Source organism: Hoeflea sp., assembly GCF_039975035.1.
Classification (GTDB): domain Bacteria; phylum Pseudomonadota; class Alphaproteobacteria; order Rhizobiales; family Rhizobiaceae; genus Hoeflea.
Genome location: NZ_JBDWHW010000163.1, coordinates 43,664 through 58,996 on the forward strand (window position 1 = coordinate 43,664; position 15,333 = coordinate 58,996).

The window sequence follows — 15,333 nt, forward strand, 5'->3', positions numbered from 1 at the left end:
TGCTGAAACAGATGCGCCGGGGCCGGGCGCCGCTACAATCTGTCGTCCACCTCTGCTGACAACGGAATCGATGGCTGGGCTCCCGGTTTCAGGCAGGCCAGTGCGCCTGCTACTGCGGCGCGCCGAACTGCTGCCGTGAATTCCATCCCGGCGTCGAGGCCCTGCGCCAGATATCCGCAGAATGTATCGCCTGCTCCGACGGTGTCGACCGGTGTGATCGGCAGCGCGGCGGTATGGGTGATCTCGCCGTCGCGCGCGGCCAGCACGCCGTCGCCGCCAAGCGTCACGATCAGGCACTGGCCGGTTTGCCCGTGCAGCGCAGCGAGCTCCGTCCTTGCTTCTGCCAGCGTCGCAATCTGCCGGCCGCACAGCCGGGCGAATTCGGTCTCGTTGGCGATGACGATATCGGCCAATGGCGCGAGCCGGTCGACCGCGTCACTCAGTGGCGCAATGTTGAGGACGCTTGTGACCCGCTTGCCTCGTGCCGCGGTCAGAGCCGCGCCAACTGCATCCTCGGGAATCTCCATTTGCAGCAACAGCGTGTCGCCTGCTGTCATGCTGGCCACCGCCCGTTCCGCGTCCTCAGCCGTCATTTTGCCGTTGGCGGCGGGAATGACCGCGATCATGTTCTCGCCGTCGCCGCCCACCAGAATGAGCGCCGTGCCTGTCGGGCCTGTAAGGTGACGGACGGCGCCAAGATCCGCGCCGGCTTCGTCAAGCAATGCCAATGCTTCAGCGGCAAAGGCATCATCGCCCACCGCACCCGCCATTTGCACGGCGGCGCCCGCACGCTGCGCCGCCAGCGCCTGGTTGGCGCCCTTGCCGCCTGGCGCGGTGGCAAAGTCCGTGCCTGTCACGGTTTCGCCCGGCTCCGGTAATCTCGGTGTGGTGGCGATCAGATCCATGTTGACTGATCCGATAACGGTAATCATGGGATTCTCCTGCGTCGGGCTGCTGTGTTTCGGGTCCTACCCTGGAAAGGATTGCGCGCCAACGCTGATCAGTGCGCTGACGCCGGGATGCTGGACAAGGCACAAAGTGCTTTCGCGTCCCTGGATGTAGCAGACCATCGGATAATCGCTGGCGCGAAGCTCCTGATAATCCCGCTGAGACAGTCCCTCCTCCACATAAAACGGAAATTCGCCCGCATCGGGCTGGTCCATGCCGTGCGGCCATTCCGGCAATGTCCCGGAACGTGTGTTGTCAGCGTAGAAACCCAACCAGTCTTCCATCGCGAAACGCATTGCATCGGGTTCGAGGATATCGTCGAACCCCAGCAGATCGGCTGACCCGTAGGACGCGCTCCAGACCACTTCGTCCACACCGTTGTGCACGACCAGGTCAAGAGTGGCGAGGCCGCAGTCTCCGGTGGCAATTGCCGAGGCGACGAGATCGCCCAGCCAGGTCTGTTCAACGGCCATCCCGCAATCCTGCACCATTGCCTTCTGAGCAAGTGCTGTGCCGTGCGGCCCGACCGGAACGACGATCAGGCTCATGGCGAGCGCCGCCGCCATGCCGAAAACCCGGTGACCGGTCATGGCGGCATGAACGCCGGATGGTGCGGTGACCCGTTTGCAAACAGCCATGTCTGTCTCTCCCTGAAAATTCCGATAACTCCCTGTCACACGACAAGCGTCTGATGTTCACCTCATACCAGAGGCTGGGGCTTCGCAATGGAAATTCTGGGGATCTCCCGCAAGATGCGGCAAAGGTACCGGGCTTTCCGCTGCTCCCGGGTCAGTCGTCCTCGTCAACCACCCTGAGTTTGAGCGTCGAGGATCGCGGTTCGAATTTCGGGTTCTGCGGCGGGGTGGAGGCATCGTCCCCTGGCGTCTTGGCGGGAACGGCGGGTTTGGCGTCATCGGTCAGTTGGGAAAATTCCAGCGCCTCGATTTTCGCACCGCGTTTGCTGAGCTTGTCCGACGAGGTCAGGATCAGCTCGACATCCTTCTGCGCCATCGAGAAATGCGCCTGCAATTTTCGGGTCCGGTCATCAAGGCGGGAAAGGTCTTCCATCAGTCTCAGCACCTCGCCCTGGATGAGATGCGCCTGTTCACGCATGCGGGCATCCTTGAGCAGCGCATGGATCACCTGGATCGACAGCATCAGCAGGGAAGGTGAGACAATCACCACGCGCGCCCGCTGCGCCTTGTGTACGATCGCTTCGAAATTCTCATGGATCTCGGCGAAGATCGATTCCGACGGCACGAACAGAAACGCCGTGTCCTGGGTCTCCCCGGCGATCAGATATTTTTCCGAGATGTCGCGGATATGGACTTCGATATCGCGACGGAAGCGCTGTTGTGCGCTCTGGGCGGCCTGCTCGCCCGATCCCGCCGTTTCGGCCTCGCGCATGGCGTTCCAGGCCTCCAGCGGAAACTTGGCGTCGATCACCAGATCCGGCGCGCCATTGGGCATGGCAATGGTGCAGTCGGGCCGCATGCCGTTTGACAGGGTCGGTTGAAAACTGAAGGCTCCGAACGGCAACCCGTCCTGGATGATGGTCTCCATGCGCGATTGTCCGAACGCGCCGCGGGTCTGCTTGTTGGACAGGATCGCCTGCAATCCGACCACGTCACGCGCCAGCGACTGGATGTTGGCCTGCGCGGTATCGATCACCGCCAGCCGCTCCTGCAGTTTCGACAGGTTTTCATGGGTGGTGCGGGTCTGGTCGGTCAGCGTCGAACCGATGCGCTGGGTCATGCCGTCGATCCGCTGGCCGATCGACTGGTTGAGCTCGGCCTGACGCGCGCCGAACAGCTCAGTCATGGCGCCCATCCGGCCCTGCATCTCCGATTGCGCCTTCAGGATCTCGGCCAGCCGGGCCTCGGCCTCAGCCGCCCGTTTGGCAGCATCGGCTTCCGCCCGGGCTCGGGCGCTGGCTGAACGCTTCAGTGCCACCGCCAGCCAGACAGCCAGCACTCCCCCCGCCAACAGGGCGGCAAGCAGCGTCTGGCCAAGCGTCACCGCATGGCCATTGAGCTCAAAAAACGGCATCGAAAAGAGCGCGGCGCCTGTCTCCATGCGCAAGACTTAGCTGATTCTCCGCATTTTGTAAGATCAAAACGGGAACATCTGGGCGACGTTGCGATTCGATCGCATGCCGGCCCGATTGACGACGGACTTTTCAGTGACTATTTCAACCTCATGAGCATCAAGCCGATTATCTATTTGCCCGATCCGATCCTGCGCCAGCAAAGCCAGGCGGTGGAACGCGTCGACAACGAACTCGCCGCTTTCATCGAAGACATGATCGAGACCATGTATGACGCGCCGGGAGTAGGCCTCGCGGCGATCCAGGTTGGCGTGCCGCGCCGCTTGCTGGTGATCGACGTCGCCGGCAAGGATGAGGAGCCCAATCCGCAGGTCTTCATCAATCCGGAGCTTGTCGCAGCCAGCGACGACATCAATGTCTATGAGGAAGGCTGCCTGTCGATCCCCGACTATTATGCCGAGGTCGAACGGCCGGAGGCGGTCACGGTCCGTCATCTTGACCGGAATGGCAAGGAACGCGTCACCGAAGCCAACGGCCTGCTCGCCACCTGCCTGCAGCACGAGATGGATCACCTCAACGGCGTGCTGTTCATCGACCATATTTCCAAACTGAAACGCGACATGGTGGTGCGCAAGTTCACCAAGCTCGCCAAACAGCGCGTGACCGCCTGAACCCCGGCGACGGCGTGGCCATTGCCGGCCGGTTTGTCGGCTGAGGATGTCTTTCGAGGAGCCACAATGCGCATCATCTTCATGGGGACGCCGGATTACGCGGCGCCGACGCTTGAGGCGCTGCATGCGGCCGGTCACCAGATTGTTGCAGTGTATTCGCAGCCGCCGCGCCCCGCCGGACGGCGTGGACTGGAAGTGCTGCCGTCTCCGGTTCATCGCATGGCCGAAAGTCTCGGCATCCCGGTCTTCACTCCGAAAAGCCTCAAAAGCGAGGAAGAGCAGGCGGCGTTTCGCGCGCTCGATGCCGATGCCGCGGTGGTCGTGGCCTATGGATTGATCCTGCCGAAACCGGTTCTCGATGCTCCGCGGCTTGGCGCCTGGAACGGTCACGCCTCGCTGTTGCCGCGCTGGCGCGGCGCCGCGCCGATCCAGCGTGCGATCATGGCCGGCGATGCCGAGACCGGTGTGATGATCATGAAGATGGATGAGGGGCTCGACACCGGCCCTGTGGCGCTGAGCGAAAGGACAAATCTGTCGGACACCGTAACGGCGGGCGAATTGCACGACGATCTCTCCGCCATGACGGCGCGGCTGATGGTCGATGCCATGGCGAGACTGGAGCGCGGCGAGCTTCCGCTGACACCGCAATCCGACACCGGTGTCACCTATGCGTCGAAAATCAGCAAGGCCGAGACCCGGGTCGATTTCAGCCGGTCCGCCAGCGAGGTCAGTCATCACGTGCGCGGACTGGCGCCCTCGCCCGGCGCCTGGTTCGAGCTTGAGGCCAATGGCCGAACCGAGCGGGTCAAACTGCTGGGCGCCGGTGTCGTTGATGCCGATCCCGGTGAGGCTGCTGCCGGCACCGTGCTCGACGACCAATTGCTGATCGCCTGCGGCGAGGGCGCGGTTCGGCTTGTGACCTTGCAAAAAGCCGGCGGCAAGCCGCTGGCTGCCCGGGACTTCCTGCGCGGAACACCGGTTGCGCCCGGAACGGTGATCGGCTGATGCCGCGTTACCGGCTGGATATCGAATATGATGGCACTGGCTATGCCGGATGGCAGCGCCAGGAGGACCAGCCCTCGGTCCAGCAGGCGATTGAAACCGCAATTCGTGGATTTTGCGCCGAGACAGTCAGCATTCGCGGCGCAGGACGAACCGATGCCGGCGTTCACGCGCTTGGCCAGGTTGCCCATGCCGATCTTGCCAGAGAGTGGCCCGGCGACACGGTACGCGATGCCGTCAACGCGCATCTGCGGATGGCCCGCGAGCGCGTTGTCATCCTTTCGGCAAGCCGGGTCGCTGACGATTTCGATGCCCGGTTCTCGGCCCTGTGCCGCCATTACATCTACCGGATTATCTGCCGTCGTACGCCGCTGGTGCTTGAGAGCAATCGTGCGCTCTGGTCCCCCAGACAACTGGATGCAACGGCCATGCATGAGGCGGCGCAGCGTCTCGTCGGGCGGCATGATTTCACCACCTTCCGCTCCGTGCAGTGCCAGGCGAATTCGCCGGTGCGCAGTCTCGACCGGCTGGACGTTGTAGCGGGGAATGCAGATGGTTTGATCGAGATCCACGCCAGTGCGCGCAGCTTCCTGCACAACCAGATCCGCTCCTTTGCCGGAACCCTGAGGCTGGTCGGGGAGGGGAAGTGGTCCGCCGATGATGTCGAGGCTGCACTCGCGGCGCGCTCGCGCAAGGCATGCGGACCAGTGGCGGTACCGCACGGACTCTATTTTCGGGCGGTTGACTACCCGGACGCGTAGAACAGTACCAATTTGTGCCATGAAATCAGGTACAACATCTGATTTCGGGGATCTGGCGGGCAGTTTTAACGCAAAAATAACCTAAACAGCCGAAAGCTTTACTTGCCAGAAACCGTGCCTGCGCGTGCGGTGCATGATGCCGTTCTGGAAGTCTCGACCTCCCCGAGACATGCTGACAAACTCGCTCGCTCCTAGGAATCACCATGCGTCTTTCCACCAAATTGCCGATCGCGGCCGCATTGCTGACCATCGTATCGATCGGAGCGGCGAGCATCGCCAGCCTTCAGATAGCGTCCCGGGCGCTTGAGGCGAAGACGACGGAGAAACTGGAAGCGATCGCCGACGGGCGGCGCAATCAGCTCGAGACCTTCATCGCCAATCTCGAGCAGGATCTGACCGCAGCCTCGCAGAACAATCTGATGCGCATCGCGCTGGAAGGCTTCAAATATGACTGGGGCTTTCTCGGGGACGGAGCCGCTGAGGAACTGAAAAGGCGTTACATTACAGAGAACCCCTTCCCGGAAGGCGAGCGCCAGAAATACGACACCGCCCATAAACCTGACGCGGCGAAAGTCAGCTCCTACGATCAGAGCCATGAACGCTATCACATCCAGTTGCGCGAGATGGCCGAGGGCCGCGGTTGGGAAGATTTCTTCCTGGTCGACATGAATGGCAATGTTCTCTACTCGGTCAACAAGCACAATGATTATGCCGCCAACCTGAGGGCCGATGACTGGAAGGGCACCGGCATCGGCAAGGTATTCGAAGGCATCGTCGGCGCCGATGAAACCGGCAAGACCGTGTATGCCGATTATGCATCCTATGCGGCGGATGGCGGCAAACCGGCCGCCTTCATGGGACACGCCCTGAACTCGCAAATGGGCATGGTCGGCGTTATTATCATTCGCATGCCCGGCGGCAAGATCGCCGATATCATGGCCAACACCGCGGGCCTCGGCCGGACCGGTGAAACGGTACTCCTGAATGCGCAGGGGTATCTGATCAGTGATTCGGCCAAGACCGGAGAGATGGACTCCCTGAAGGTTCAACTCGACACCAGCCTTGCACAGGATATCCAGGGGGCCGGCGTGGCCGTCGGCAGCCTGGAAGGCTACCGCAACATGGATGCCTACGCGGCCATGACCAATTTGTCGTTTGACGGTGGCAACTGGACCGTTGCCGCCTTGCTTGACAAGAACGAGGCCGGCGCCAGCATGGTGACGATGCGCAACACCATTCTCGGTCTGTCGCTATTGCTGCTGCTTGGCGCCCTGGCGGTCAGCATCTGGTTCTCCCGCACCCTGACCAAGCCGATTGAAGCACTTGTCGACAATATGCGCCGTCTTGCCGGCGGCGACACATCGATTGAACTGGCTGGTGAAACCCGCAAGGACGAGATCGGTGAAATGGCCCGCTCGGTGGCCGTGTTCCGTGATGCCGCCCTTGAGAAGGTCGATCTCGAGCGTCAGGCTGACGAGAGCCGCACGCTGTCGGAGCGCGAACGCCAGGAACGCGAAGCAGCCAAGGCCGAGGAAGCGGTTCGCATGCAACAGGCGGTCGATGCCCTGGCCGGCGGCCTGCACAGCCTGTCGGAGGGCGATCTGTCGGTTCGCCTCGACAAACCGTTCATGCAGGGCCTTGACGGATTGCGGCTTGATTTCAACGCCTCGGTCGAAAAGCTCAACAGCACGCTCTCTGAAGTCAGTGAGAATATCCTGGCGATCAATGGCGACACCGGCGAATTGCGCGCCGCCGCTGACGATCTGTCGCGCCGCACCGAGCAGCAGGCGTCCTCGCTCGAACAGACATCCGCCGCACTCGACGAAATCACGGCAACCGTCAAGAGTTCCTCCCAGCGCGCCGACGAGGCCACCGGCAAGGTCGGCGAGGCCAAGGTCTCTACCGACAAGTCCGGCCAGGTGGTCGCCGAGGCGATCAATGCCATGGGCCGGATCGAGAATGCGTCCGACGAGATTTCCAAGATCATCAATGTGATCGACGAGATCGCTTTCCAGACCAATCTGCTGGCACTCAATGCCGGTGTCGAGGCGGCCCGCGCCGGCGAGGCAGGCAAGGGCTTCGCGGTGGTTGCGCAGGAAGTGCGGGAACTGGCGCAACGCGCCGCATCGGCGGCCAAGGACATCAAGGGTCTGATCGGCAAGTCCGGTGAAGAGGTGAAATCGGGTGTGGCGCTGGTCCGGCAAACGGGCGAGGCATTGGGCCTGATTGCCCGGCATGTCAGCGACATCAACGAACAGATCAATTCGATTGCGACCGCGGCCCGTGAACAGGCGACCGGACTTTCGGAGATCAACTCGGCGGTCAACCAGATGGATCAGGTGACCCAGCAGAATGCGGCGATGGTGGAACAGACCACAGCAGCGACCCACCGGCTGTCCGGCGGTGCGGCAACGCTGGATGGCCTGCTACGACAGTTCACGCTTTCCGATCATCGTGGCTTCGTGCCGGTTCAGGCTGCCGCGCAGAGCACCGCTCGCACAACGGGTCATGGGGACCCGACCCCCAAGATGTCCGGACAAACGGCGAGACCGGCGCAAGCCGTCAGCAGTTCGACTGCGGGTGCACGCCCGGTTCCGTCGCCCGCCCGCACCATTCTCAAATCTGTCGCCCAAGCCTTCGGCGCCGGCAAATCCAACAACTCAACCGCAGCGTCACAGGACGACTGGGAGGAATTTTGATGCAAGACAACGCAAACATCATGGCGGATTCGGGGTTTCTGGAAATCATCTCGTTTCATCTGGGCAAGCAGGTTTTCTGCGTCAACATCATGTCGGTTCGCGAAATCCGCGGCTGGGCGCCATCGACGACCCTGCCGCATTCGCCGCCGCATGTACTTGGTGTAATCAACCTGCGTGGTTCGGTGATCCCGGTGATCGACATGGCGATCCGGCTCGGTCTTCCGGCTATTGAACCGACAGAACGCTCGGCTATTATCGTCACCAACATCGCCGGAAAGCTGGTCGGGCTGCTGGTCGAGAATGTCTCCGACATGATCACCGTCAACACCGCCGAGCTGCAGCCCGCTCCCGACGTGCTGCCGGCCGCCGAACGCGCGCTGACCAAGGCGATCATTCCGGTCGACCAGCAGATGATCTGCTACCTCGATCTCGACGCGCTGTTTTCGGCTCCCGAGGACATCGCGGCCTGATTGCGCGACAGCCCCATAGCAGTTTCAGCGCCGCGCGCCCCGACGGATACGTGGCGCTGAAGCATTTTGCAGGGGTCAGACGGCAAGTGCGGTGAAGGCCAGTTCGGAGACGATCAGCCCTGTCATGACCATCATCAGGGTGATGAAGATCGAGATCATCAGGTCGCCGCCAAGGCTGGTCCTGATGACCCGGTAATAGAGCCAGATGACCACCATATAGACAATCACCGAGATAAAGGCGCTGACGGTCTCGGACACTGGCGTCAGATAGCGCAGTGCAGCGGGAAAAAAGCCGATATAGGCCGACAACAGCCCGAACCAGTTGTTGACCACGACCAGCTGGGAATATTTGCCGGACAGGCCGAAGACCTGGGTCACGGCCAGCAGCAGCACCGCCGGCACCACCCAGGCGGCCAAGTCAAAACTGCTCGAGACGAAAAAGAACCGGAAAATCTCGCCGGCCGACTCTGGTCTGGTATCAGGCAATGCCCGCCAGATGCCTGTCCACAGAAAGCACTGTACCGGCCAGGCCCAGGCAAAGGCGCCGAACGATCGCCAGAAACCGTCGGGCGAGGCGTCGAGCAGCCGCGCTCCTTCAGGCCGGCGCTGGATCAGATAAAACAGTCCCGCCAGCGACTGTCTGGCTTCGCTGCGCGATGGGACAAGGTTTGTAGCCAAGATCAGCGAGCTCCGGCGCCGGAACAGCGATGCTCGAACCAGCGCTCCAGAAACAACTCGTAAATCCCGGTGAGGCTTTCGAGATCCGCAAGCGCCACCCGCTCGTCGACCATGTGCATGGTCTGTCCCACCAGGCCGAACTCGACCACCGGGCAATAATTCTTGATGAAGCGCGCATCCGAGGTGCCGCCGGTGGTCGACAGCGCCGGCGTCCGGCCGGTCGCTTCACTGACCGCGGCGGAAAGCGTCTCAATCAACTGGTCGTCGCGGGTCAGAAACGATGGTGAGACGCGTGGATCGAACTCGACCGTGTAACGAACCGGATCACGTCCGGGGCGCAACCGTATCTGCTTTGCGGCCTGTTCCAGCCGCCCGCGCAACTCGGCCGCGAGGCTTTCACCCGTCCAGATGTCGTTAAAGCGAATGTTGAACCGGGCCGTGGTGCGCGCCGGAATCACATTGGTGGCCTTGTTGCCGGTGTCGATACTGGTGAATTCCAGATTGGTCGGCGGAAACCGGTCATTGCCTGTATCCAGCGGCGGATCCAGCAGCCCGTCCATCAGCGTTACAAGCCCGCGCAGCGGATTGTCGGCCAGATGCGGATAGGCGGCATGGCCCTGCACACCCTCGACCGTCAGCGTGCCCGACAGCGATCCGCGTCTGCCGATCTTGATCATGTCACCCATCCGGTCCGGATTTGTAGGCTCGCCGACCACCGCCGCATCCCAGCGCTCGCCCTTGCCGGCGGCGTAGGCCAGCAGTTTCTCGGTGCCGTTGATCGAGGGGCCTTCCTCGTCGCCGGTGATCAGCAGCGAGACCGATCCTTTCGGGGCGCCGCGGCGTGCAATCAATCGCGCCAGCGCCGAGACGAAACAGGCAATGCCGCCCTTCATGTCAACCGCACCCCGGCCATACATTTCGCCATCGACGATATCGGCTCCGAACGGGCTGCGGGTCCAGGCCTCCTCATCGCCGACCGGCACCACATCGGTATGGCCGGCAAACATCAGATGCGGGCCGTCAGAGCCGAGCCGCGAATATAGATTGTCCACATCCGGCGTGCCGGTGTCGCAAAACGTCACCCGGTCATTGCTGAAGCCGAGCTCGCCCAGCATTGCGCCAAGCGTCTCAAGTGCGCCGCCGTCTTCCGGCGTTACCGATGGACAGCGGATCAGGGCGGCGAGTGTCTGGGTCGGATCGGTCAGGGTCATGCTTCGTGATTAGACGATTGCCCCGGGGCTGTCGACTGCTAGCGGCTACGGAAACCGCCGGTTTCAATAACCCGGATGATCGGGTGCAGGCCCGTGTCGGTTTGGCCCCTTGAAGGAGGGCCAGAGCATGATGATCAGCAGCATGAAAAAGGAAGCAGCCGGAACCACCAGCACCCCGACCAGAACGCCGGGCAGACCGGCGTCGTGCAGACGCTTGATGCTCATCACGGCGACCGACCAGGCTGCGGGCAAGAAGGTGAAGATGATACCGAAACCGGCCGTGGTCATGGCCGGGCTGTCGGGAGCAGCCTGAACCGCGGCTGAAGTCGGGATTGCCAGAACCACGGTCCAGAACAGCATGGCCCAGGCATAGGCCCGGCGCGACAGCCGGCCGGATACGCTGAACAGAAGCCAGCGCATTCCGGACCCGGGTCGCCGCGCCATGGGATGCTAGTCCCTGAGCAATTCGTTGATTCCGGTCTTCGACCGGGTCTTCGCGTCAACGATCTTGACGATCACCGCGCAATAGAGATTTGGCGCAGTGGCGCCGTCGCCCATCGTGCCCGATGATGGCATCGAACCCGCCACCACGACCGAATAGGGCGGGACTTCGCCATAGCTGATCTCGCCGGTCATGCGGTTGACGATGCGGGTCGACTTGCCGATGTAGACGCCCATTCCGAGCACCGAGCCCTCGCGGATGATACAGCCTTCCACCACTTCGGAACGAGCCCCGATGAAGCAATTGTCCTCGATGATGGTCGGTCCGGCCTGCAATGGCTCAAGCACGCCGCCGATGCCGACGCCGCCGGACAGGTGCACATTCTTGCCGATCTGGGCGCAGGAACCAACTGTGGCCCAGCCATCGACCATGGTGCCTTCATCGACATAGGCGCCGAGATTGACAAACGACGGCATCAGCACGACGTTCCTGCCGATGAATGATCCGCGCCGCACGATCGAGCCGGGAACCGCGCGAAAGCCGGACCGTTCGAATTCATTGGCGGTCCAGCCATCGAACTTCGATGGCACCTTGTCCCACCAGACGGCGTCTCCGGGCCCGCCCTTGATGATCTCCATCGGATTGAGCCGGAACGACAGGAGCACGGCTTTCTTGAGCCATTGATTGACCGTCCATGCGCCATCGTCGCCGCGCTCGGCCACACGGGCTTCACCCCGGTCGAGCAGGTTCAGGGCTGTTTCGACCGCTTCACGCACCGCTCCGGCAGTTGTCGTGGAAACCGAGTCGCGGTCGTCAAAGGCGGTTTCAATCGTGCTGGCGAGGGCGGCCAAATCGTGCTTCATTGTGGCGATTCCTTAAGGTTCAGCGTCTAGTCTGGCGGATATGGGCGTCAGCGGCCGGACTGCCAGCATCGTTGCTCTTCTCCTAAGCGAGCCGGGGCGCGGGGTCAATTCCGGTGCGGTCGCCAACGCCAAAACGGGAATTTGATCATGAACGCCAAACGAACCAACCAGGTCTGGGATCCGCTCGCCGACAGCAGGCAGGACAAGCTCCGCGCCGACCGGCAGCCCAGGACGCCACAGAGCACGGCGCCATCCTACCGGCTGGCCTATGCCAACGAGGAATTTCTCTGCCGCGAGGAACTGCGCCCGGTGCGGCTGCAGCTCGAGCTTCTCAAGCCCGAAATGATTCTCGCCGAAGCAGGCATCCGCTCGACTGTGGTGATGTTCGGCGGCGCGCGGATTCCCGAGCCGGGCAAGGCGCCCTGGGCTGCCAAGAACGAGACCCAGGCCAAAAACCTGACCGAAGCCTCGAAGTATTATGACGAAGCCCGCGCGTTCGCACGTCTGTGCTCGAACCATTCGCTTGCCACCGACGGCAAGGAATTTGTCGTCGTCACCGGCGGCGGACCGGGGGTGATGGAGGCGGGAAACCGTGGCGCCCATGATGTTGGTGCGGCCTCCATCGGTTTGAACGTGGTGCTGCCCCATGAACAGGCGCCCAATGAATTCGTGACGCCGGAACTCAGTCTCAATTTCCACTACTTTGCCATCCGCAAGATGCATTTCCTGATGCGCGCCAGGGCGATCACCATTTTTCCGGGCGGTTTTGGAACCCTGGATGAACTGTTTGAATCGCTGACATTGATCCAGACCGGCCGCATGGAGCATGTGCCGCTGATCCTGTTCGGATCGAAGTTCTGGAACTCGATTGTCGATTTCCAGGCGCTGGCCGATTTCGGCACGATTTCACCGGGCGATCTTGATCTGATCAGCTTTGTCGACACCGCCGAGGAGGCCTGGTCGATCATCGCCAGCCATTATGAAATCACCCCTTTGACATGAAAAGGCCAGACCGGGGATGTCCCGGCCTGGCCCACTGTTCAGATGACGTGGCGTTCAGGTGAACGCCTCCGGTCAGTTCTTGTCGGCGTTGGAACGATAGAAATCGGTGATGTCGATCTTCTTGTCGCCATTGCGGTCGAAACGTTCGAACATCTTGCTGTCGACGGAAGCGAATTCCTCGACGCTGATCTCGCCGTTCTTGTCGGTGTCGAGGCGTTCGAGCCGCGCTCCGCCGCGATGGTCGCCCCGGCCTTCGCCGCCACGCTTGCCTTCAGCATGACGCTTGCCGTCGCGGTCGCCGTGCTTGCTCATCTTGCCGTCACGATCACCGTCTTTCATCTCGGCTCGTTCAGCACGGCGCTCTTCACGGTTCTGCTTGCGCATTTCCTTGCGCATGTCGCCAAAGGCCTTGAGCTCATCCTTGCTCAGCGAGCCGGACTTGTCGGTGTCCGCGCTTTCAAACATGGCAAGGCGATGCGCCGAGACTTCTTCGAGCGTGACAGAGCCGTCTCGGTCGGCGTCAAACCGGTCCATCATGCGTTCGATGCGTGGGCCGCCATGCCGGGGGCCATCGCCCTTGCCTTGTGCGGCCATTGCAGGAGCGCCAACGGAGGCGATCAGGGCTGCGGCGAGGGTGGCGAGAATTGTCTTCTTCATGAGTGATATCCTTTATCGAGGGAGGCGTGTTGTGCATCCTCAATGTGGTTGCTGCATCTCATGAAAACCACTTAAAGCCCTGTAATGTAGATTAAACTTCGGAAAGGTTTGAAACCCGCCGGGCGAAAGCTCAGCTCACGGCTCTAATCAAGAAAGCCGCCAGATCGTCGGTGACATGATCAATGTGGTCGCCGTCCTTGCCCTCATGTTCCCAGACTTCGTCGAGCACCACATCGAGATTGTTGGGCACGATCAGTACCGTGCGCATTCCCAGCGCATGCGGAGCGAGCAGATTGCGTGGCAAGTCCTCGAACATTGCCGCCTTGTCCTTGTGCACGCCATGCCTGGCCAGAAACCGGTCATAGGTCTCGGGCGCAGGCTTGGGTTTGAGGTCGGCCGCGACAATATCGAATATATCGTCGAAATGATCGAGAATCCCCAGCGCCTGCGCCGCCCGTTCGGCATGCGGCGTATCGCCATTGGTGAAAATGAACTTGCGGCCCGGCAGCGCCTTGATCGCCGCGCCGAGCACCGGATCCGGCTTCACCCAGGAATAGTCGATGTCATGGACCTTCTCGAGAAAGTCGTTCGGGTCGATTCCATGATGCAGCATCAGGCCCTGCAGCGTGGTGCCATGTTCCCGGTAATATTTCTTCTGAATGCTGCGCGCCGCATCGTGATCCAGATCGAGCAGATCGCGCACATACGCGGTCATTTTCTTGTCGATCTGCGAGAACAGGTCGGTGTGACGCGGATAGAGTGTGTTGTCGAGATCAAACACCCATTCGGTTATATCGGCGAAGTCGGCGGGATCGGGCAGAGCCGATTTGTTGGTCATGCGAATCTCGATTTCATTCTGGAGAAATTTTCCTGATCCAACTTGGACCATCCGCGATCAAACATAAACAGCCGGTTTACCTACTCTGTATACCGGACGTCAAAACTATCATGCGATGCACCTGCCAATTCGACTTCCGGAAGTGGTATTGATGCATGCAGCCCCCTCGACCGACGCTCTGTTCCGCCGTTCTCAAAAAGATATTCAAGGTGACACTGGTATCGGTGATCCTCTCCATGATGGTCACCGCCGCAATCCTGTACGCCATGGGTGAAACCGGTGGAATGTTTCTGGGGCTTCAACTCGCCATCATCTGCCCGTCGTTGATAATGCCGCCTGCAACCTACTTGTTCTATCGCCAGGCGCTTCAGCTGGAGGCGGCGCACAACGAGTTGCGCGACGTCCATCAGCGACTTTTCGATGTTCATCTCAAACTCCAGTCCGCACATAGCGATCTGGAGCACAAGGCAAGCCATGATCAGATGACCGGGCTCGCAAACCGCGACTTCTTCCTTGATCGGCTCTCCGCCATGCGGCGCCTCTCTGATCATGGCTACCTGATGATGATCGATGCGGATAATTTCAAGCGGATCAACGACACCTATGGCCACGACGCCGGTGACCGCGCGCTGCTGGCTATTGGAAAGGCCATTTCCCAAACTGTTCGAACAGGCGATTTCGGCGCGCGCATCGGCGGCGAGGAGTTCGCGGTCATTCTGCATGGCGTCGACAGCGCCGATGCTTCCGTTGTCGCTGAACGGATCAGAACCTGCGTCGAGCAAACCGAGATAGTCACCGCTGAAGGCGAGACATTGAAGGTAACCGTCAGCATTGGCGCAACGGCATTTGGCGCCCACCGGCATAATGACGAAATCATGCGCGCCGCCGACGCCATGCTCTACAAGGCCAAGAATTCCGGTCGTAACAGGGTTTGCGTCGAACCATTCATGGCCCGCGCGGCCTGAGGCGGCGGATGTCTGGCGAAATCTACGGCCTCCATAGGGCGCTTGTCTTTCAACAAGCGGCAAGGCCGTCGGGCTCGCA

16 protein-coding genes are annotated in these 15,333 nt (G+C 61.3%); 7 read left to right on the top strand and 9 right to left on the bottom strand.

The window, feature by feature from the left end:
• Nucleotides 1-32: 32 nt before the first annotated feature.
• From ABJN75_RS14505 to rmuC, 3 genes are all read right to left on the bottom strand, one after another.
• Nucleotides 33-932, bottom strand: a complete 900-nt coding sequence (locus ABJN75_RS14505) for a ribokinase (protein ID WP_348440289.1) — start codon at nt 930-932, stop codon at nt 33-35.
• 36 nt (nt 933-968) lie between these two features.
• Complete coding sequence (locus ABJN75_RS14510) at nt 969-1,586, bottom strand: hypothetical protein (RefSeq protein ID WP_348440290.1); 618 nt, start codon at nt 1,584-1,586, stop codon at nt 969-971.
• A gap of 151 nt (nt 1,587-1,737) precedes the next feature.
• On the bottom strand, nt 1,738-2,997 hold the full coding sequence (gene rmuC, locus ABJN75_RS14515; protein ID WP_348440379.1) for a DNA recombination protein RmuC: 1,260 nt from the start codon (nt 2,995-2,997) through the stop codon (nt 1,738-1,740).
• 150 nt (nt 2,998-3,147) lie between these two features.
• Here rmuC and def point away from each other — a divergent pair, with 150 nt between their 5' ends.
• From def to ABJN75_RS14540, 5 genes are all read left to right on the top strand, one after another.
• Entirely contained in the window at nt 3,148-3,666 is a 519-nt protein-coding gene (gene def / locus ABJN75_RS14520) for a peptide deformylase (protein WP_348440291.1), read from the top strand.
• 66 nt (nt 3,667-3,732) lie between these two features.
• Entirely contained in the window at nt 3,733-4,671 is a 939-nt protein-coding gene (fmt, locus tag ABJN75_RS14525; protein WP_348440292.1) for a methionyl-tRNA formyltransferase, read from the top strand.
• A complete protein-coding gene (gene truA, locus ABJN75_RS14530) occupies nt 4,671-5,429 on the top strand; it encodes a tRNA pseudouridine(38-40) synthase TruA (protein ID WP_348440293.1) in 759 nt (252 codons plus the stop codon). The genes fmt and truA overlap by 1 nt, the downstream gene beginning before the upstream one ends.
• Before the next feature lie 203 nt (nt 5,430-5,632).
• Nucleotides 5,633-8,128 carry a methyl-accepting chemotaxis protein gene (locus ABJN75_RS14535; protein WP_348440294.1) on the top strand — a complete coding sequence of 832 codons (2,496 nt, stop codon included), beginning with the start codon at nt 5,633-5,635 and terminating at the stop codon, nt 8,126-8,128.
• Nucleotides 8,128-8,598, top strand: coding sequence for a chemotaxis protein CheW (locus tag ABJN75_RS14540; RefSeq protein WP_348440295.1), 471 nt, complete (start codon nt 8,128-8,130; stop codon nt 8,596-8,598). Before ABJN75_RS14535 ends, ABJN75_RS14540 begins: the two co-directional genes overlap by 1 nt.
• Nucleotides 8,599-8,673: 75 nt before the next feature.
• On the opposite strand, the gene ABJN75_RS14545 is transcribed toward ABJN75_RS14540, so the two are convergent.
• The 4 genes from ABJN75_RS14545 to dapD all read right to left on the bottom strand — a co-directional run bounded on the left by ABJN75_RS14545 (nt 8,674) and on the right by dapD (nt 11,792).
• A complete protein-coding gene (locus ABJN75_RS14545) occupies nt 8,674-9,276 on the bottom strand; it encodes a hypothetical protein (RefSeq protein ID WP_348440296.1) in 603 nt (200 codons plus the stop codon).
• Between the two features lie 2 nt (nt 9,277-9,278).
• Entirely contained in the window at nt 9,279-10,487 is a 1,209-nt protein-coding gene (gene dapE, locus ABJN75_RS14550) for a succinyl-diaminopimelate desuccinylase (RefSeq protein ID WP_348440297.1), read from the bottom strand.
• A gap of 63 nt (nt 10,488-10,550) precedes the next feature.
• The gene (locus tag ABJN75_RS14555) at nt 10,551-10,931 is read right to left on the bottom strand and encodes a DUF805 domain-containing protein (RefSeq protein ID WP_348440298.1); all 381 of its coding nucleotides are present in this window, start codon (nt 10,929-10,931) and stop codon (nt 10,551-10,553) included.
• A 6-nt stretch (nt 10,932-10,937) separates the two neighbouring features.
• Nucleotides 10,938-11,792: a 2,3,4,5-tetrahydropyridine-2,6-dicarboxylate N-succinyltransferase gene (gene dapD / locus ABJN75_RS14560; RefSeq protein ID WP_348440299.1), complete on the bottom strand. Its 855-nt coding sequence runs from the start codon at nt 11,790-11,792 to the stop codon at nt 10,938-10,940.
• Nucleotides 11,793-11,939: 147 nt separating this feature from the next.
• Here dapD and ABJN75_RS14565 point away from each other — a divergent pair, with 147 nt between their 5' ends.
• Nucleotides 11,940-12,794 (top strand): LOG family protein, encoded by an 855-nt coding sequence (locus ABJN75_RS14565; protein WP_348440300.1) that lies wholly within the window; start codon nt 11,940-11,942, stop codon nt 12,792-12,794.
• Nucleotides 12,795-12,866: 72 nt separating this feature from the next.
• Here the strand turns inward: ABJN75_RS14565 and ABJN75_RS14570 are convergent, their stop codons facing one another.
• Both ABJN75_RS14570 and ABJN75_RS14575 read right to left on the bottom strand, forming a co-directional pair.
• A complete protein-coding gene (locus tag ABJN75_RS14570; protein ID WP_348440301.1) occupies nt 12,867-13,451 on the bottom strand; it encodes a hypothetical protein in 585 nt (194 codons plus the stop codon).
• A gap of 130 nt (nt 13,452-13,581) precedes the next feature.
• Nucleotides 13,582-14,289, bottom strand: a complete 708-nt coding sequence (locus tag ABJN75_RS14575; protein ID WP_348440302.1) for a pyrimidine 5'-nucleotidase — start codon at nt 14,287-14,289, stop codon at nt 13,582-13,584.
• A 209-nt stretch (nt 14,290-14,498) separates the two neighbouring features.
• On the opposite strand from ABJN75_RS14575, the gene ABJN75_RS14580 reads away from it, so the two are divergent.
• A complete protein-coding gene (locus ABJN75_RS14580) occupies nt 14,499-15,254 on the top strand; it encodes a GGDEF domain-containing protein (RefSeq protein WP_348440303.1) in 756 nt (251 codons plus the stop codon).
• Nucleotides 15,255-15,333 lie beyond the last annotated feature (79 nt).